Source organism: Methylobacterium sp. 1030, from assembly GCF_040544715.1.
In the GTDB taxonomy this organism is placed as follows: Bacteria; Pseudomonadota; Alphaproteobacteria; order Rhizobiales; family Beijerinckiaceae; genus Methylobacterium.
This window is the reverse complement of the sequence record NZ_JBEPKM010000009.1, coordinates 153,403-169,908: the sequence shown is the minus strand read 5'-3', so window position 1 is coordinate 169,908 and position 16,506 is coordinate 153,403. Positions and strand designations below refer to the sequence as shown.

The 16,506-nt window shown below is 72.0% G+C and carries 16 protein-coding genes; 7 read left to right on the top strand and 9 right to left on the bottom strand.

Annotation, left to right across the window (positions count from 1 at the left end; all coding sequences use genetic code 11):
• The first annotated feature begins 46 nt into the window (after positions 1-46).
• Together ABIC30_RS14980 and ABIC30_RS14975 are read left to right on the top strand one after the other, a co-directional pair.
• Positions 47-1,324 (top strand): HlyD family secretion protein, encoded by a 1,278-nt coding sequence (locus ABIC30_RS14980; protein WP_354455609.1) that lies wholly within the window; start codon positions 47-49, stop codon positions 1,322-1,324.
• The gene (locus ABIC30_RS14975; protein ID WP_354455607.1) at positions 1,321-3,000 is read left to right on the top strand and encodes a DHA2 family efflux MFS transporter permease subunit; all 1,680 of its coding nucleotides are present in this window, start codon (positions 1,321-1,323) and stop codon (positions 2,998-3,000) included. The genes ABIC30_RS14980 and ABIC30_RS14975 overlap by 4 nt, the downstream gene beginning before the upstream one ends.
• A gap of 68 nt (positions 3,001-3,068) precedes the next feature.
• On the opposite strand, the gene rimM is transcribed toward ABIC30_RS14975, so the two are convergent.
• Genes rimM through ABIC30_RS14950 form a run of 5 tightly spaced genes read right to left on the bottom strand, consistent with a single transcriptional unit; the run spans position 3,069 to position 6,287 of the window.
• A complete protein-coding gene (gene rimM / locus ABIC30_RS14970; protein WP_354455605.1) occupies positions 3,069-3,764 on the bottom strand; it encodes a ribosome maturation factor RimM in 696 nt (231 codons plus the stop codon).
• Positions 3,765-3,776: 12 nt separating this feature from the next.
• Positions 3,777-4,139, bottom strand: a complete 363-nt coding sequence (gene rpsP / locus ABIC30_RS14965; protein WP_020092607.1) for a 30S ribosomal protein S16 — start codon at positions 4,137-4,139, stop codon at positions 3,777-3,779.
• 7 nt (positions 4,140-4,146) lie between these two features.
• Positions 4,147-4,479 (bottom strand): chorismate mutase, encoded by a 333-nt coding sequence (locus ABIC30_RS14960; protein WP_012320554.1) that lies wholly within the window; start codon positions 4,477-4,479, stop codon positions 4,147-4,149.
• On the bottom strand, positions 4,476-6,050 hold the full coding sequence (ffh, locus tag ABIC30_RS14955) for a signal recognition particle protein (RefSeq protein WP_354455603.1): 1,575 nt from the start codon (positions 6,048-6,050) through the stop codon (positions 4,476-4,478). The genes ABIC30_RS14960 and ffh overlap by 4 nt, the downstream gene beginning before the upstream one ends.
• 18 nt (positions 6,051-6,068) lie before the next feature.
• Positions 6,069-6,287, bottom strand: a complete 219-nt coding sequence (locus ABIC30_RS14950) for an eL24 family ribosomal protein (protein WP_026604841.1) — start codon at positions 6,285-6,287, stop codon at positions 6,069-6,071.
• Between the two features lie 300 nt (positions 6,288-6,587).
• Here ABIC30_RS14950 and ABIC30_RS14945 point away from each other — a divergent pair, with 300 nt between their 5' ends.
• Complete coding sequence (locus ABIC30_RS14945; protein WP_020092610.1) at positions 6,588-7,217, top strand: hypothetical protein; 630 nt, start codon at positions 6,588-6,590, stop codon at positions 7,215-7,217.
• A gap of 436 nt (positions 7,218-7,653) precedes the next feature.
• Positions 7,654-8,691, top strand: coding sequence for an aromatic ring-hydroxylating oxygenase subunit alpha (locus ABIC30_RS14940; RefSeq protein ID WP_419149870.1), 1,038 nt, complete (start codon positions 7,654-7,656; stop codon positions 8,689-8,691).
• A gap of 7 nt (positions 8,692-8,698) precedes the next feature.
• Here the strand turns inward: ABIC30_RS14940 and ABIC30_RS14935 are convergent, their stop codons facing one another.
• Positions 8,699-9,433 carry a class I SAM-dependent methyltransferase gene (locus ABIC30_RS14935; protein WP_020092612.1) on the bottom strand — a complete coding sequence of 245 codons (735 nt, stop codon included), beginning with the start codon at positions 9,431-9,433 and terminating at the stop codon, positions 8,699-8,701.
• 75 nt (positions 9,434-9,508) lie between these two features.
• Between ABIC30_RS14935 and trmD the strand changes: the two genes are divergently transcribed.
• Together trmD and ABIC30_RS14925 are read left to right on the top strand one after the other, a co-directional pair.
• On the top strand, positions 9,509-10,273 hold the full coding sequence (gene trmD, locus ABIC30_RS14930; protein WP_020092613.1) for a tRNA (guanosine(37)-N1)-methyltransferase TrmD: 765 nt from the start codon (positions 9,509-9,511) through the stop codon (positions 10,271-10,273).
• 351 nt (positions 10,274-10,624) lie between these two features.
• Positions 10,625-11,794 carry a phosphoserine transaminase gene (locus tag ABIC30_RS14925; protein WP_020092614.1) on the top strand — a complete coding sequence of 390 codons (1,170 nt, stop codon included), beginning with the start codon at positions 10,625-10,627 and terminating at the stop codon, positions 11,792-11,794.
• 213 nt (positions 11,795-12,007) lie between these two features.
• Here ABIC30_RS14925 and ABIC30_RS14920 read toward each other — a convergent pair whose 3' ends face one another.
• The 3 genes from ABIC30_RS14920 to tesB form a co-directional block, all read right to left on the bottom strand.
• Complete coding sequence (locus tag ABIC30_RS14920; protein ID WP_042675605.1) at positions 12,008-13,507, bottom strand: ammonium transporter; 1,500 nt, start codon at positions 13,505-13,507, stop codon at positions 12,008-12,010.
• An 81-nt stretch (positions 13,508-13,588) separates the two neighbouring features.
• Positions 13,589-13,927 carry a P-II family nitrogen regulator gene (locus ABIC30_RS14915; RefSeq protein WP_010683623.1) on the bottom strand — a complete coding sequence of 113 codons (339 nt, stop codon included), beginning with the start codon at positions 13,925-13,927 and terminating at the stop codon, positions 13,589-13,591.
• Positions 13,928-14,227: 300 nt separating this feature from the next.
• Complete coding sequence (gene tesB, locus ABIC30_RS14910; protein WP_091976800.1) at positions 14,228-15,127, bottom strand: acyl-CoA thioesterase II; 900 nt, start codon at positions 15,125-15,127, stop codon at positions 14,228-14,230.
• 98 nt (positions 15,128-15,225) lie between these two features.
• Here tesB and ABIC30_RS14905 point away from each other — a divergent pair, with 98 nt between their 5' ends.
• Complete coding sequence (locus ABIC30_RS14905; RefSeq protein ID WP_042670979.1) at positions 15,226-16,491, top strand: FAD-dependent monooxygenase; 1,266 nt, start codon at positions 15,226-15,228, stop codon at positions 16,489-16,491.
• Positions 16,492-16,506: the final 15 nt, after the last annotated feature.

Sequence of the window (16,506 nt, the reverse complement as noted above, 5' to 3'; positions counted from 1 at the left end):
AGCCCGGTCACCCCCGGGTGGCCGGCCCATCGGGCGACGACTTTCCATGTTCGACGATCAGCGGCACCTCTCCGAGGACGAGGCGCGCCCGCGGCCGGCCGACGGCCGGGCCGTCGCGCGCGAGCGCGACGTGCTCGATCTCAACCGCGCCGCGCCGGCCGCGGACCTCGAGACCGACCGCGAGACCGCGCGCAAGCCCGGCGCGGACGAGGCCGACGGCGCGCCCGAGGCGCAGGACGGGCAGGCCGGCGACGACGCGGCGGATTCCGACGACGACGGGGACGAGGCGCGGCGCCCGAGCGTCCTGCGGCGCCACCCGCTCGCGTTCCTGCTCGGCGGGCTCGCGGTCGTCGCGCTCTGCGTCGGCGTGTTCTTCTACTGGCTGCTCTACATGCACCCCTACGAGAGCACCGACGACGCCTTCGTCGACGCGCGCAGCATCTCGATCCAGCCGAAGGTCGGCGGCTACCTCGTGGACGTGCCGGTCACCGACAACCAGCACGTCGAGGCCGGCCAGATCCTCTTCCAGGTCTTCCAGCGCGACTACGACATCGCCCTCGACCAGGCGAAGGCGCAGGTCGCCGCCGACGAGGCCGGCATCAAGAACATCGACGCGCAGATCCAGGCGCAGTACGCCAACATCGAAGTGTCCAAGGCGCAGGTCGCCACCGCCGAGGCGGCGCTGAAGTTCGCCCAGGAGGACGCGGCCCGCTACAAGGACCTCGCCGAGCGCGGCTCCGGCTCGGTCCAGCAGTCGCAGTCGGCGACCTCGACGCTGCAGCAGCGGCAGGCGGCGGTCCAGAGCGCCAATGCCAGCGTGGTCGCCGCGCAGAAGCAGGTCGGCTCGCTCCGGGCTCAGAAGGCCTCGACGCAGGCGCAGCTCGGCCGCGACCGGGCGCAGGTCGAGCAGGCCGAGCTGAACCTCGGCTACACGACGGTCCGCGCCGTGCAGGCCGGCCGCGTCGTGCGGCTCACCGGCGGCGTCGGCCAGCTCGCCCAGGCCGGCCAGACCCTGGCGATGTTCGTGCCCGACGACATCTGGGTGACGGCGAACTTCAAGGAGACGCAGATCACCGACATGCGGCCGGGCCAGCCGGTCGACATCGAGATCGACGCGTATCCCGGCCGCAAGATCCAGGGCACGGTGGCCTCGGTGCAGCCGGGCTCGGGCACGGCCTTCAGCCTGCTGCCGGCGCAGAACGCCACCGGCAACTACGTGAAGGTGACCCAGCGCATCCCGGTCAAGATCGTGGTCAAGACCTGGCCGACGGACGTGTCGATCGGCCCGGGCATGTCGATCGTCCCGACCGTCACGGTGCGGTGAGCGCCGTGGCCGGCCGGGGGAGCGCGGCCGCGCCCGGGCGTAGGCCGGGTGCGGGCAAGGCGGCAGGCGGCAAGGCGGCAGGCGGCAGGGCCGCGTCCGGGAAGGCGCCGGGCGGCCACAATCCGTGGCTGATCGCCGGCGTGGTCGCGCTGGCGACGTTCATGGAGGTGCTCGACACCACCATCGCCAACGTGGCCCTGCGCTACATCTCGGGCGGCCTCGCGGTCGGCCCCGATGAGGCCGCCTGGGTGGTGACGAGCTATCTCGTCGCCAACGCGATCACCCTGACGGCGTCGAGCTTCCTGGCCAAGCGCTACGGCCGCAAGGCGTTCTTCATGTGGTCGGTGGCGCTGTTCACCGTCTCGTCGATCCTGTGCGGCTTCGCCTGGAGCCTGGAATCGCTGCTGCTGTTCCGGGTGATGCAGGGGCTCGGCGGCGGCGGCATGGCACCGCTCGCGCAGTCGATCCTGGCCGATTCCTTCCCGCCGGCGAAGCGCGGCCAGGCCTTCGCGCTCTACGGGGTCGCCATCGTGGTGGCACCGGTGATCGGCCCGACGCTGGGCGGCTGGCTCTCCGACAACGCCTCCTGGCACTGGTGCTTCCTGATCAACGGGCCGGTGGGCGTGATCGCCCTCGGGCTGATGTACTGGCTGATCGAGGACAGCGACGCGGCCAAGAAGGAGCGCCGCGCCCTGGTGCGCAAGGGCATCCGCTTCGACATCGTCGGCTTCGTGCTGGTCGCCCTGTTCCTCGGCTCGCTGGAGGTGATCCTCGACGAGGGCCAGCGGAAGGACTGGTTCGGCACCTCGACGCTGATGAACGTGTCCGGCGTGCTGATGGTCGTCTCGTTCATCGCCATGATCCCGTGGCTGCTGACCCGCGAGAACCCGGCCGTCGATCTCCGCCTCATCGGCAACCGGCAGTTCGGCTCGTGCTTCCTGGTGATGATGTTCACCGGAGCGATCCTGATCGCGACCACGCAGTTCATCCCGCAGATCACGCAGGAATATTACGGCTACACCGCCACCCTGTCGGGCCTCGTCCTCGGCCCGGGCGGCATCGTCACGGTGGTGATGATGTTCCTCACCGGCCGGGTCTCGTCCTACGTCCAGCCGAAATGGCTGATCGCCATCGGCATGACCATCGTGGCGCTGGGCATGTACGACCTGACGCGGATCGACGGCAGCACGACCTTCGCGTTCTTCGCGTGGTCGCGGGTCTATATCGGTATCGGCCTGCCGATGGTGTTCCTGTCGATCACCTCGGCCTCGTACGAGGGGATCCGCAAGGACCAGACCGATCAGGCCTCGGCGCTGATCAACGTCGCTCGCAACGTCGGCGGCTCGATGGGCGTCTCGCTGGCGCAGAACATCCTGGCCTACCGGAGCCAGTTCCATCAGAGCCGCCTGGTGGAGAGCGTCAATCCGGCCTCGCCGGCCTACCAGGAGACCATGCGGCAGGCGACGCAGTACTTCTCCGAGCACGGCTACGCCGGGATCGAGGCCCAGAATCAGGCGACGGCGTGGATCGGGAGCGTCCTCAGCACGCAGGTGGCCTACTGGGCCTATATCGACGTGTTCTGGGTGCTCGGCCTCGTCGCGGCCTGCGCGGTCCCGCTGGCCCTGAGCCTGAAGAGCGTCAAGCTCGGCGGCGGGGCGCCGGCCGGGGGGCATTGAGGGCGGTCGCGGCCAGGGCGCCGCCCGGCCTCCGGACGCGCCGCCGGCGCGCGGACCGACCGCCGTCTCTAGCCCGGATCGTCCGCGGGCTTCTCACCCGGCGCCGCGAACAGGTCCTCCGGCGCGACCACGGTGACGCGGCGCTGCGCCACGTCGAGGACCGGCACGAAGGCCTTCGTGAAGGGCAGGAGCGCGGTGGCGCCGCCGTTCGGCGGGCGCAGTTCCAAGAGATCGCCGCCGCCGTAATTCGGCACGGCCACGATCGTCCCGACGAGGGTCCCGGCCTCGTCAACCGCCGCGGCGCCGATCAGGTCGGCGGCGTAGACCTCGTCGTCGTCCTCGGGCGCGGCCAGACGGTCGCGGGGAACGTACAGGGCGACGCGGTTGAGCGCCTCCGCGGCGCTGCGGCCCGAGACGCCCTTGACCCGGGCGATCAGCATGTCGGGCGACGGGCCGGGGGCGGGACGCACGTCGGCGAGCGTCAGCGTCCGGCCGTCGGCCGTCTGGAGCGTTCCGTAGCCGGCGATCGCCTGCGGATCGCCGGTGTAGGATTTGAGCCGGACCTCGCCGGTGAGGCCGTGCGCCCGCCCGAACTCGCCCAGCAGGACGAGGTTCGGATCGGGCGGCGCGGGCCGGGGCGCCGGCTTGGGGGCCGGCGCCTTGGGCGAGGTCGCCGCGCCGGGCGCGATCTTGCCGATCGCCGAGCTCGTGCGGCCTCGGCGGCCGCCGTCGCGGGAGGTGGGACCTGCGGGGCGGCGCGCCATGACCGGTGCGCCTTACGCGGCGGCGTCCTCGGCGGGAGCGGCGGCCTTCTCGGCGCGCTTGGCGGCACGCTCCTTGGCCTTCTCGCCCGGCTCGGCCTTCTGCGGGTTGTTGCGGGTCGGGCGCTTGGCGAGACCGGCCTGGTCGAGGAAGCGCAGGACGCGGTCGGTCGGCTGCGCACCCTTGGCGAGCCAGCTCTGGATCTTCTCGTTGTCGAGCACGATGCGGGCCGGATCGTCCTTGGCCTTCATCGGGTCGTAGGCGCCGACCTTGTCGATGAAGCGGCCGTCGCGCGGGGCGCGGGCGTCGGCGACGACGATGCGGTAGTAGGGGCGCTTCTTGGCGCCGCCGCGGGTGAGACGGATCTTGAGGGCCATGGTCTGACTACTTTCGCTGTTGCTCGATCTGGGACTCGTGGTCCGCCTTGATCGACTGGTGGTGCCGAATGACTTCCTTGACCACGAAGGCCAGAAACTTCTCGGCGAAGTCGGGGTCGAGCTTGGCCTCGACCGCGAGCTTGCGGAGCCGGGCGACCTGACGGGCCTCCCGGTCCGGATCGGAAGGGGGGATCCCCTTTCGGGCCTTGAGCTCGCCGACCCGCTGCGTGCAGCGGAAACGCTCGGCGAGGAGGTGGATCAGCGCCGCATCGAAATTGTCGATGCTGTCCCGCAGGCGCGCGAGTTCGGGATCGACGGCCTGGGCCGCGAGCACGCTCATTTCTTCTTCCCCGGCATGAACCCACCGAGACCCGGCAGCTTCGGACCGCCGAGGCCCGGAAGTCCGGGAAGCTTGGGCATCCCGCCCCCGCCCAGTCCCGGCGGCATCGGCGGCAGCTTGCCGCCGAACTGCTTCTCGAGCTGCGCGATCTGCTCCGGCGTCGGCTCCGGCATGCCGGGCGGGAGACCGGGCATTCCACCGCCCATCCCGCCGCCGCCCATCCCGCCACCGAGGCCGAACATCGAGCCGAGCGCCTGCCCGATCCCGCGCTTGCCCTGGCCCATCGCCTTCATCATGTCGGCCATGGTCCGGTGCATCTTCAGGAGCTTGTTGATCTCCGAGACGTCGACCCCCGAGCCCGCCGCGATGCGCTTCTTGCGGCTGTTCTTGAGGAGGTCGGGGTTCTTCCGCTCCTGCGGGGTCATCGACGAGATGATCGCCCGCTGGCGCTTGAACATCTTCTCGTCGAGGTTGGCGCCCTCGACCTGCTTCTTGATCTGGCCCATCCCGGGCAGCATGCCCATCAGGCCGCCGATACCGCCCATCTTCTCCATCTGGGCGAGCTGCATGGACAAGTCTTCGAGGTCGAACTTGCCCTTGCGCATCTTCTCCGCGGTGCGGAGCGCCTGCTCGTGGTCGATGGTCTCGGCGGCCTTCTCGACGAGCGAGACGATGTCGCCCATGCCGAGGATGCGGTTGGCCACGCGGGCCGGGTGGAACTCCTCCAGCGCGTCGACCTTCTCGCCGACGCCGACGAGCTTGATCGGCTTGCCGGTGACGGCGCGCATCGACAGCGCCGCGCCGCCGCGGGAATCGCCGTCCATGCGGGTCAGCACGATGCCGGTGACGCCGAGCCGCTGGTCGAAGGCGCGGGCGGTGTTGACCGCGTCCTGGCCGGTGAGCGCGTCGGCGACGAGCAGAACCTCGTGGGGTCTGGTCGCGGCCTTCACCTCGGCGGCCTCGGCCATCAGGCCCTCGTCCACCGTGGTGCGGCCGGCGGTGTCGAGCATCACCACGTCGAAGCCGCCGAGACGGGCGGCGTCCATGGCGCGCTTGGCGATCTGCACCGCCGACTGACCGGCGATGATCGGCAGGCTCTCCACGCCGACCTGCTTGGCCAGCACCGCGAGCTGCTCCATGGCGGCCGGGCGGCGGGTGTCGAGCGAGGCGAGCAGGACCTTGCGCTTCTCGCGGTCGGAGAGGCGCCGGGCGATCTTGGCGGTGGTCGTGGTCTTGCCCGAGCCCTGCAGGCCGACCATCAGGATCGGCACCGGGGCGGGGGCGTTGAGATCGACGGTCTCGGCGTCGGTGCCGAGCATCGCCACGAGCTCGTCGTTGACGATCTTCACGACCATCTGGCCGGGCGTCACCGACTTGAGCACAACGGCGCCGACGGCCTTCTCCTTCACCCGGTCGGTGAAGCCGCGGACCACCTCGAGGGCGACGTCGGCCTCCAGCAGGGCGCGGCGCACCTCGCGCATGGCGGCGGTGACGTCGGCCTCGGTCAGGGCACCGCGACGGGTGAGCCCCGAGAGGATGCCGGAGAGGCGGTCGGACAGGCCTTCGAACATGTTCCTGACGCCCCGCCGTTACTGCTCGAGCCCGGCGCGCTCGACGCGGCGCGCCTGGAGGGCGGCCTCGAAGCCGCGCACAGCCTTGGCGAACTTGTCCCGGCAGTCCGGGTTGCAGAAGCCCACCACGGCGCCGTTGTAGAGCGTCAGCGAGTCCGCCGAGATCGGCTTGCCCGACCACGGGCAGGTCTCGTTGATCGCGTCCTCGATCTTCAACGCTTCTTGATCTCGCGTCATGCGGGTGCCTCGGCCGGCGGATCCCGTCCTCGCATATCGGCCAACGCCCATCGCGCCCGAGGGCGCGGACGCGCTGTCGGGCGTTGACCTCCGGCCTCGCGGGACCGGTCGGCTTGGCATCGGTCGATCTGCTACGGATCGGGAGGCCGGGGCGTAGCGGCAGCCGGCCGGAAAGTCAATTTTTCGGCCGGCCCGGCGCCGCGGCGGTGCCGAAACGGGCCGCCGATCGGTGTTAACTTTTACCGATCGTTAAGCATGTTGGGATTGTCTTCGGGCCATATTCGATCAGGACGCCCGCCGATGTCGGAACCCGCCCGCTCTCACTCGCCGACCGAGTCCGGCAGCTTTCCCGCGACCGGTCCGCTCCGCGACTGGCTGACGGCGATGAAGGCCCAGGCGCCGGCCGAGGCCCGCGGCGATGCCCGGCCCGAGGAGACCCTGCCCGAGGCGAAGCGGCCTCGCGGCGGGGAGACGGCGTGGTCGCCCCGCGTCGTCCCGGCCCCCGAGGCGCCGCGGGCCGCCGCCGAGGATCCCGACATCGCCGAGCTGATGGCCGAGAACCTGATGCTGAAGGCCAGGCTCCGCGTCGAGGCCGAGCGCCAGGACGAGCTGCAGACCATCCTGGCCGACGAGATCCGGACGCTCCGTGAGCATATCCGCGACGAGATCGGCTCCCTGGAGGATCTCCGGGCCGAGCAGGAGGACGTCCGCGTCGAGCGCGAGGAGTTCCGCGGCGAGCGGGAGCGCTTCCGGGCCGAGCGCGAGGAGCTGCGCGCCGAGCGCGACCGGGCGATCGCCGAGCGGGACGCCCTGCGGGCCGAGCGGCTGACCCTGGCCGGCGAGCGCGACGCCCTGCGCGAGGAGCGCGACCTGTGGCGCGCCCGGACCGAGGCGCTGGCCCAGCCGCTGTTCCAGTCCCAGCGGCGCTGAGCGGCGCTGAGCGGCGCTGAGCGGCGCCGACCGCATGTCCGGACCCTGAAACGCCGAAGGGCCACCCGAGAGGGTGGCCCTTCCATTGCCGAACCGTGTTGTCCGGCGGAACTGTCCCGAGATCGGGTCTCTGACGCGTCTTAGAGCGACGCGCCGGAGGCGACGGTCCAGGTCCGATGAGCCGAGACACACGGCTGATGACAATGAGACACTGGATCACCTCCTTTCGTTGGTTGCGGGTGAGGCGAAGGTAGGTGGCCGCGCCCGGCTTGTGAAGCCCCGCGCCTGCGCCCGTTTGTCCTCCCCGGCCCGGCGCTTCCCCGTCCCGGCGGCCGGGCGTATGACGGGCGCCCCGAGGTCTGCCCGAACCGCCTTGAACGCGCCCTTCGCCAACCCGCCGCGCCCCGCCGACGAGGCCGCGCTCGATCCCGACGCGATGCGCCAGCCGCTCGGCAACGCGTGGTACTGCGTCGGGCAGTCCCGGAGCCTCGGCAGGGTGGGCGGCCGGTCGGCCCTGCGGGCTGTGGCGCTGAACGGCGAGCAGATCGTCCTGGGCCGCGCCCCCGACGGCGCGCCCTTCGCGCTGCGCGACCGCTGCCCTCACCGCGGCATGGCCCTGTCGAAGGGCCGGTTCGACGGCGACACCCTGATGTGCCCGTTCCACGGCTGGCGCTTCGGCACCGACGGGCGCTGCCGCGACGTCCCGACCCTGTCGGAGCACGACGCCGCCGACTTCTCGCGCATCCAGGTGCAGCGCTTCCCCGTGCGGGAGAGCGCCGGCTTCCTCTGGGTCAACCCGCATCTCGGCCCGGCCGCCGGCGCGGTGCCGGAGGTGCCGGCGCTGGATTTCGAGCCCGCCGGATCCCTCGTGGTCGAGCTGGAGGTCGAGGCCTCCTTCGACTTGACGACGCTGAGCCTCGTCGATCCCGGGCACGTCGCCTTCGTCCACGATTCGTGGTGGTTCCGGCCCTCGAAGCAGCTCCGCGAGAAGGTGAAGACCTTCCAGCCGGTGCCGCACGGCTTCGTGATGACGAGCCACGCGACCACGACGAGCTCGCCGGTCTACCGCCTGCTCGGCGGCATCCCCGAGGTCGAGATCGAGTTCCGCCTGCCCGGCGTGCGGCTGGAGCGCATCCGCGCGGGGGAGAAGCGGGTGGCGAACTACACCTTCGCGACGCCGCTGACGCCGGACCGGACGCTGCTCACCAACGCCCTCTACTGGAGCATGCCGGCCCTGAACCTGCTCAAGCCGGTCGCGCGCCCGCTGATGCGGCAGTTCCTGACCCAGGACCAGCAGGTGCTCCAGCACGCGCAGGACGGGCTCGACCGCAAGCCCACCATGGTGCTGTTCGGCCAGGGCGACCTGCCCTCGCAATGGTATTTCCGGCTGAAGCGCGAGGCCCTGGAATCGGCCCGCGACGGGCGCCCGTTCGTCAACCCGCTGGAGCGCCGCGAGCTGCGCTGGCGCTCCTGAGGTGCCGCTACCGCGCCGTCGAGTCGTCGCGGCAGGGCCGGACCGTCTCCGGCCGCGGGCGCGCCTCCGGGGCGGGGGCCGCGAAGATTGCCAGGTAGGCCCCGTCCGCGAGCGGCCGGAAGCCGGTCTCCCGGTAGCCCGCGGCGGCGAGCTCGCAGCGCAGGAGCGCCGGCGGCGTGCCGTGCCGCGACGGGATCGCGTCGGCGTCGACGATCCCGACCCGGGCGCCCGGGCGCATCGCGGCGGCGAGGTTGTGGAGCAGGCCGAAGGGCTGGGTGATCTCGTGGTACATGTGGACGAGGATCGCCGCGTCCACCGAGGCCGGGGGCAGGCGCGGGTCGTGCGGCTCGCCGCGCACGACCGTGACGTTCCCGAGCGCCTTCACCCGCTTCTCTAAGGCCGCCAGGTAGGACGGCGTCACGTCCTCGGCGAGCACGCGGCCCCGCGGCCCGACCCGAGGGCTCAACCGCACCGCGTAGTAGCCGCTGCCGGCGCCGATATCCGCCACCGTCTCGCCGGGCGCGATGCCCATCCCCTCGGCCACCTGCTCGAACTCGCCCGCCCTGTCGCGCTCGGCCTCCGAGGACCAGCGCGGCGCGACGATCTCGGCCACGGGCCGGTCGGGCCTGGGGAAGGCGGCGGCGGGCGCGCCCAGGGGCGCCAGCGGCTCGGCGGCGCGGGCCGGGCCGGCCAGGGCGGCGGTGGCGGCAGCGGCCGCGAGGAGGGCGAGGGCGCAGATCATGGCCGACAACCCGCGGGGCGCGCCGACGGTGCCGGGCCCGTTGACCGTGCCGCACCCCGCGCGCCATCAAGCGCCATGACGCGCGCGGACACGCCCTGGCGGGCCACGATCCTCACCCTCTACCCGGAGATGTTCCCGGGCCCGCTGGGCGTGTCCCTGTCGGGCGACGCCCTGGCGCGGGGCGACTGGACCCTGGAGGCCCGCAACATCCGCGCGCACGGCCTCGGCCGCCACCGCTCGGTGGACGACACGCCGGCCGGCGGCGGGGCCGGGATGGTCCTGCGCTGCGACGTGCTCGGCGCCGCCATCGACGCCGCGACTTACGACGCCGCGACCGGGGCCGACGACCCGCGCCCGCGCCTGCTGATGTCGCCCCGCGGCCGGCCGCTCACCCAGGCCCGCGTGCGCGACCTCGCGGCGGGACCGGGCGCGCTGATCGTCTGCGGCCGCTTCGAGGGCGTCGACGAGCGCGTCATCGCCGGGCGCGGCCTGGAGGAGGTCTCGATCGGCGACTACGTGCTGTCCGGCGGCGAGATCGCCGCGCTGGTGGTTCTGGACGCCTGCGTGCGCCTGCTGCCCGGCGTGATGGGCAAGGTGGAATCCGGCGTCGAGGAGAGCTTCGAGGGCGGGCTCCTCGAGTACCCGCACTACACGCGCCCCCGCGACTGGGAGGGCCGCGCGATCCCGGACGTCCTCTCCGGCGGCAACCACGCCGCCATCGCCCGCTGGCGGCGGGCGGAGGCCGAGCGGATCACCGCCGAGCGGCGCCCGGACCTGCGCCCCGGGGGCAGCCCCGGTCAGGCCGGCTCGAGGTCGATCACCGGGCCGTCGCGGTCGTAATCCGGCGGGTCGAGCCGCAGCGGCTGCGGCACCAGCCGCGGTGTCCGGCTCGCCTGCAGGAGGCGGGGAATTAAGGCCCCAATAACCAAGAGTAGAACGGACCAGACCGCCAATATCGCGGCGCTGTGGAAAGTCATCGGCGCACCTCAAACGCTACGCGGCACCTCATTAAGGCTAACGGGCCGGGATTAATCGACTGTTCCCCGCCGCCCGGGGCCGTGTCCCGACCGGGGGCAGCGCCGCGAAGACTGCCGCCGGGACGGGCGCTTGCAAGCCGGCCGGTTTCGGCGCATGCGCGAGCCGGGACGCGCCTCCCCCGGGAGCGCGGCCCTCTGCAAGGATGGATCCGCCATGACCAGCCGCCCCACGCAGCGCCCGCGCGTGCCCCACTTCTCCTCCGGCCCCTGCGCCAAGCGCCCCGGCTGGACCCCGGCCGCCCTGGCCGACGCCGCCCTCGGCCGGTCGCACCGCTCCCCCCTCGGCAAGGCCAAGCTCGGCCGGGCGATCGACCTGACCCGCACGGTCCTGCAGGTGCCGTCCGACTACCGGATCGGCATCGTGCCGGCCTCCGACACCGGCGCCGTCGAGATGGCGATGTGGACGATGCTCGGGCCGAAGCCCGTCGCGGTCGCCGCCTGGGAGGCGTTCGGCAAGGAGTGGGTCACGGACGCGCTGAAGCAGCTCAAGATCGCGCCGCGCATTCACCAGACGCCCTACGGGATCCTGCCGGACCTCGCGGCGATCGACACGAAGAACAGCGACGTGGTCTTCACCTGGAACGGCACCGCGGCCGGCGTGAAGGTGCCGGACGGCGACTGGATCGCGGCCGACCGCGAGGGCCTGACGATCTGCGACGCGACCTCGGCGGCCTTCGCCCAACCCCTGCCCTGGGACAAGCTCGATGTCGTGACCTTCTCCTGGCAGAAGGTGATGGGCGGCGAGGCGGCGCACGGCATGCTGATCCTCTCGCCCCGCGCCGTGGCGCGACTGGAGAGCCACACACCGTCCTGGCCCCTGCCGAAGATCTTCCGCCTCACCAAGGACGGCAAGCTGATCGAGGGCATCTTCAAGGGCGACACGATCAACACGCCCTCGATGCTGGCCGTCGAGGACTACCTCGACACCCTGGACTGGGCCGAGCGGATCGGCGGCCTGAAGGCGCTGCACGCGCGGGCCGACGCCAACGCGAAGGTCGTCTACGACTGGGTCGCGCGCACGCCCTGGATCGCGCCGCTGGCCGCCGATCCCGCGACCTACTCGAACACGGGCGTCTGCCTCGTGATCGCCGATCCGGATGTGCTCGCCCGCGGCGACGCGGCGGTCTCGGCCTACGCGGCGGGGATCGTCGAGCGCCTCGACCGCGAGGGTGTCGCCCTCGACATCGGCGCCTATCGCGACGCGCCGGCGGGCCTGCGGATCTGGTGCGGCGCCACCGTGGAGACCTCGGATCTGGAAGCGCTGACGCCCTGGCTCGACTGGGCCTTCGCGGAGGAGAAGGCGGCGCTGACGCGGGCGGCGTGAATGCTTCGGGGTCGATGCCCGGTCGCCGCCCCGCATCGTCTTTGCGAGCGGAGCGAAGCAATCCAGGGCTTCGCTCCGATTCCGACCGCAGCGCTGCCCTGGGTCGCTTCGCTGCGCTCGCGATGACGGCCTGACGCGAAAAAACCCCGGTCCTCACGGAGCCGGGGTTTTCTCGTTCGGGGGACGCGGCCCCGCGGGGCCGCGCCCTCCGTCTCAGTAGTTGTAGGCGCGCTCGCCGTGATCGGCGATGTCGAGACCCTCGCGCTCCTCCTCCTGCGTGACGCGCAGGCCGATCGTCACGTCGACGAGCTTGTAGAGGATCGCCGAGCCGATGCCCGACCACAGGAGCGTCAGGCCGACCGCCTCGGCCTGGACGATGAGCTGGCTCATCATGTCGTAGGCACCGACCGCGAGCTCGCCCGGCTTCGAGGTGTAGTCGGGGATGCCGACGCCGCCGAGGTTCGGGTCGACCAGGATGCCGGTCGCCAGCGCGCCCAGGATGCCGCCGACGCAGTGGACGCCGAAGACGTCCAGCGAGTCGTCGTAGCCGAGCGCGTTCTTCACGGTCGAGCACATCACGAAGCAGACCACGCCGGCGACGAGGCCGAGCACGATCGAGCCCATGGGGCCGGCGAAGCCGGAGGCCGGGGTGACCGCGACGAGGCCGGCGACCGCGCCCGACAGCATGCCGAGCAGGGACGGTTTGCCCTTGAGGGCCCACTCGGCGAACAGCCACGCCACCGCGGCGCCGCAGGTCGCCACGAAGGTGTTGAGCATGGCGAGGGCGGCGGTGCCGTTGGACTCGAGGTTCGAGCCGGCGTTGAAGCCGAACCAGCCGACCCACAGCAGCGAGGCGCCGATCATCGTCATGGTCAGGGAGTGCGGGGCGAGCAGGTCACGGCCGTAGCCGATGCGCTTGCCCATGATCAGGCAGCCGACGAAGCCGGCGATGCCCGCGTTGATGTGCACGACCGTGCCGCCCGCGAAGTCGAGGGCGCCCTTCTGGAAGAGGAAGCCGGCATCCTTGTTGACCGCGTCGAGGGCCGCCTGGGCGGTCGCCTTCGAGGCGTCGTCGGTGGCGGCGGCCAGCGCCTTCGCGGCGTTGCCGACGGCGTCCGGGCCGGCCCAGTACCAGACCATGTGAGCCATCGGGAAGTAGATGATCGTGACCCAGAGGATCGTGAACACCACCAGCGCGGAGAACTTCATCCGCTCGGCGAAGGCGCCGACGATCAGCGCGGGCGTGATCATGGCGAACGTCATCTGGAAGCACAGATAGGCGTATTCCGGGATCACGACGCCGTTCGAGAAGGTCGCGACCGTCGAGTTCGCGTCGACGCCCTTCAGGAAGGCCTTCGAGAGGCCGCCGACGAAGTCGTTGAGGCCTCCGCCGCTGGTGAAGGCGAGGCTGTAGCCGTAGAACACCCAGAGCAGGCCGACGATCGACACGATCGCGAACACCTGGGTCAGCACCGACAGCATGTTCTTGGTGCGCACGAGGCCGCCGTAGAACAGCGCGAGGCCCGGGATGCTCATCATCAGCACCAGGGCCGACGAGATCATCATCCAGGCCGTGTCGCCCTTGTTGGGGATCGGCGAGGGCGGCGGCGAGGCGGCTTCCGGTGTCGGGGTCTGCGCGAGGGACGGCTCGATCAGGAGGGCGGCGATCGCCGCCCCTCCCAAGCCGAGCATGAGGGCATGACGAAGTTTCATGGGCACGTGGCTCCCGGTCTCAAGTCCGTAGTGTTTCAGGAGGTCTGGGGATCGGCGGGCCCGGGCGCACCGGGCCGCGGATCAGAGGGCGTCGGCGTCGGTCTCGCCGGTCCGGATGCGCACCGCCTTCTCCAGCGGCATCACGAAGATCTTGCCGTCGCCGATCTGGCCGGTCCGCGCGGCCCCCGCGATGGCGTCGATCACGCTGGACGTCAGGTCCGAGGCGACGGCGACCTCGATCTTCAGCTTCGGCAGGAAGCTGACGGCGTATTCCGCGCCGCGGTAGATCTCGGTGTGGCCCTTCTGGCGGCCATAACCCTTCACCTCCGTCACCGTCAGGCCGTGCACGCCGATTCCGGTGAGCGCGTCGCGCACCTCCTCGAGCTTGAACGGCTTGATGATGGCCATCACGATTTTCATGGGCGACGCCCCCTTCGAAGTCCTCGGGAACCGTTGCCGTCACCCGACCTGCGGGACGAGCCGACCCGGACCGTCCGCAGGCTCGGGATGACCCGCGGTCGAAGGCCGCTATTCAAGGACTATGCCAGACAAGCTTGGCCGGGAACATTTTCGCCGGTCGCCATTTTGCCCATCGATTAGCCCGATACGGCCAGATAGCGGGCAGGTCCGGTCGCGCCGCCGCACAAAGACGAGGCAATCTGCCCAATTCCGTGCATCTCGCCCCGTTGCGTGCCGGCAACACACGCGCGGCAACGCGATTTAATCCCGTGTCGGGCGGATCAGCCCCTCCTGGGCCACCGACGCCACGAGGTTGCCGGCCCGGTCGAAGATCTGGCCCCGGGCGAAGCCGCGGGCGCCGCCCGCGACCGGGCTGTCCTGGGCGTAGAGCAGCCAGTCGTCGATCTTCACGGGCCGGTGGAACCAGAGCGCGTGGTCGAGGCTCGCCGCCTGGATCGTCGGGTCGAACACCGAGCGCGCGTGCGGGATCAGCGAGACGTCGAGCAGGGTCATGTCGGACGCGTAGGCCAGCACGGCCCGGTGGAGTGCCGGATCGTCCGGCAGCGCCGAGGCCGCGCGCAGCCAGACATTGAAGATCGGGTCCGGCGCCCGGCCGCCCGCGCCGGCGGGCAGATAGCGGTTCAGATCGACCGGCCGCAGCGCGATCGGCCGCTCGCGGCCGAAATAGGCGGCGATCGCCTCCGGCATCCCGGTGCCGCCGGCCGCCGCCAGGGCCTTGCCGTCGAGGAGCCCCTCGGGCCCGGCCACCGCCGGCATCGCCGGCTGGTGCGTGAGCCCCTCCTCGACGACCTGATAGGACACCGTCGTGGCGAAGATCGCGCGCCCGTGCTGGATCGCCTTGACCCGGCGGGTCGTGAAGCTCCGCCCGTCCCGGATCCGCTCGACCTCATAGACGATGGGCGTGCGCGGGTCGCCGGGCAGCATGAAGTAGGCGTGGAGGGAGTGGGCGGGACGGTCGTCGGGCACCGTCCGGGTCGCGGCGACCAGGGCCTGCGCCACCACCTGCCCGCCGAAGACGCGCCGCCAGCCTGTCTTAGGGTTCTGGCCGCGGAACAGGTCGACCTCCAGGCGCTCTAGGTCGAGGATGGCGATCAGCTCGGCGACGGCGTCCGTCATCGCGTCGGTGTTGGCGTCGGTCATGACCCGCGGGGTTTCCGTTCGTTGCCCGCGTGCGACATAGGCTTTTCGGACGAACCAATCCACGCGTCCCGCGCTGGACCCCTAGGAGATCCGCCCCGATGACGGCCGAGACGCCTCGCCCCGGCAGCCGCAGCCTCCTGATCGCCGGCGGCGGCCTGCCCAGCCTCGCCCTGGCCCTCGCCCTGAAGCAGGCCCACGGGCCGGCGCTGGCCGAAACGGTGATCGATCCGGGCGCCGCCGACCCCGCCCGGCATCGCGGCCGCGCCTACGCCCTCGCGGCGGGCGGGCGGCGCATGCTGGAGCACCTCGGCCTGTGGGCCCGGGTCGCCGAAGCGGCCGAGCCGATCGGCGAGATGGTGATCAGCGACAGCCGCCTCGCCGACCCGGTGCGGCCGGTCTTCCTGACCTTCGGCCGCGAGGCGGACGCGGAGCGCGACGACGGCGAGCCCTTCGCCCACATGATCGAGGCCGAGCCGCTCGCCGCGGCCCTCGCGGAGGCCTGCCGGGCGGCGGGGGTCGCGATCGTCGCCGCCGGGGTGGTGCGCGCGGTGCCGGAGGGGGCCGCGATCCGCGCGGCGCTCACCACCGGCGAGACCCTGCGGGGCGACCTGCTAGTGGCCGCCGACGGCGCGCGCTCGCGGCTGCGCGAGGCGGCGCGGATCGGCTGGGTCGGCTGGTCCTACCCGCAGGTCGGGATCGTGGCGACGATCGGCCACGCCCGGCCGCACGAAGGCCGCGCCTTCGAGCACTTCCTGCCCGCGGGCCCGTTCGCGATCCTGCCGCTACGGGACGGCGGCCCCCTGGGGCACCGCTCCTCCATCGTCTGGACCGAGCGGTCGGACGACGCCGAGGCCCTGCTCTCCGGCGGCCCCGACGAGGTGCTCGCCGAGATCGAGCGCCGGTTCACCCTGGATCTCGGCGCGCTCGCGCTGGAGCACGGACCCAGCCGTCACCCCCTCGCCTTCGGCATCGCCCGCGCCTTCCGCGCCGAGCGCCTCGCCCTGCTGGGCGACGCGGCGCACGTGATCCACCCGATCGCCGGCCAGGGCCTCAATCTCGGGCTCGCGGACGCCGCGGCGCTGGCCGAATCCGTGACCGGCGCGCTGCGCCTCGGCCTCGACCCCGGCAGCCCCGACGTGCTGCGCGCCTACGAGCGCGCCCGGCGCTTCGACAGCTTCGCCATGGCGGCGGCGACCGACGGGCTGAACCGGCTGTTCTCGAACGACGCCCTGCCGCTGCGGCTCGCCCGCGACCTCGGCCTCGGGATCGTGGACCGGCTGCCGGGGCTCAAGCGCTTCTTCATCGGCGAGGCCGCGGCCGCACGCGACTCGCGGCCCCGGCTGATGCGAGGCGAGCCGCTCTGAGGTGCCCGCGGGCCG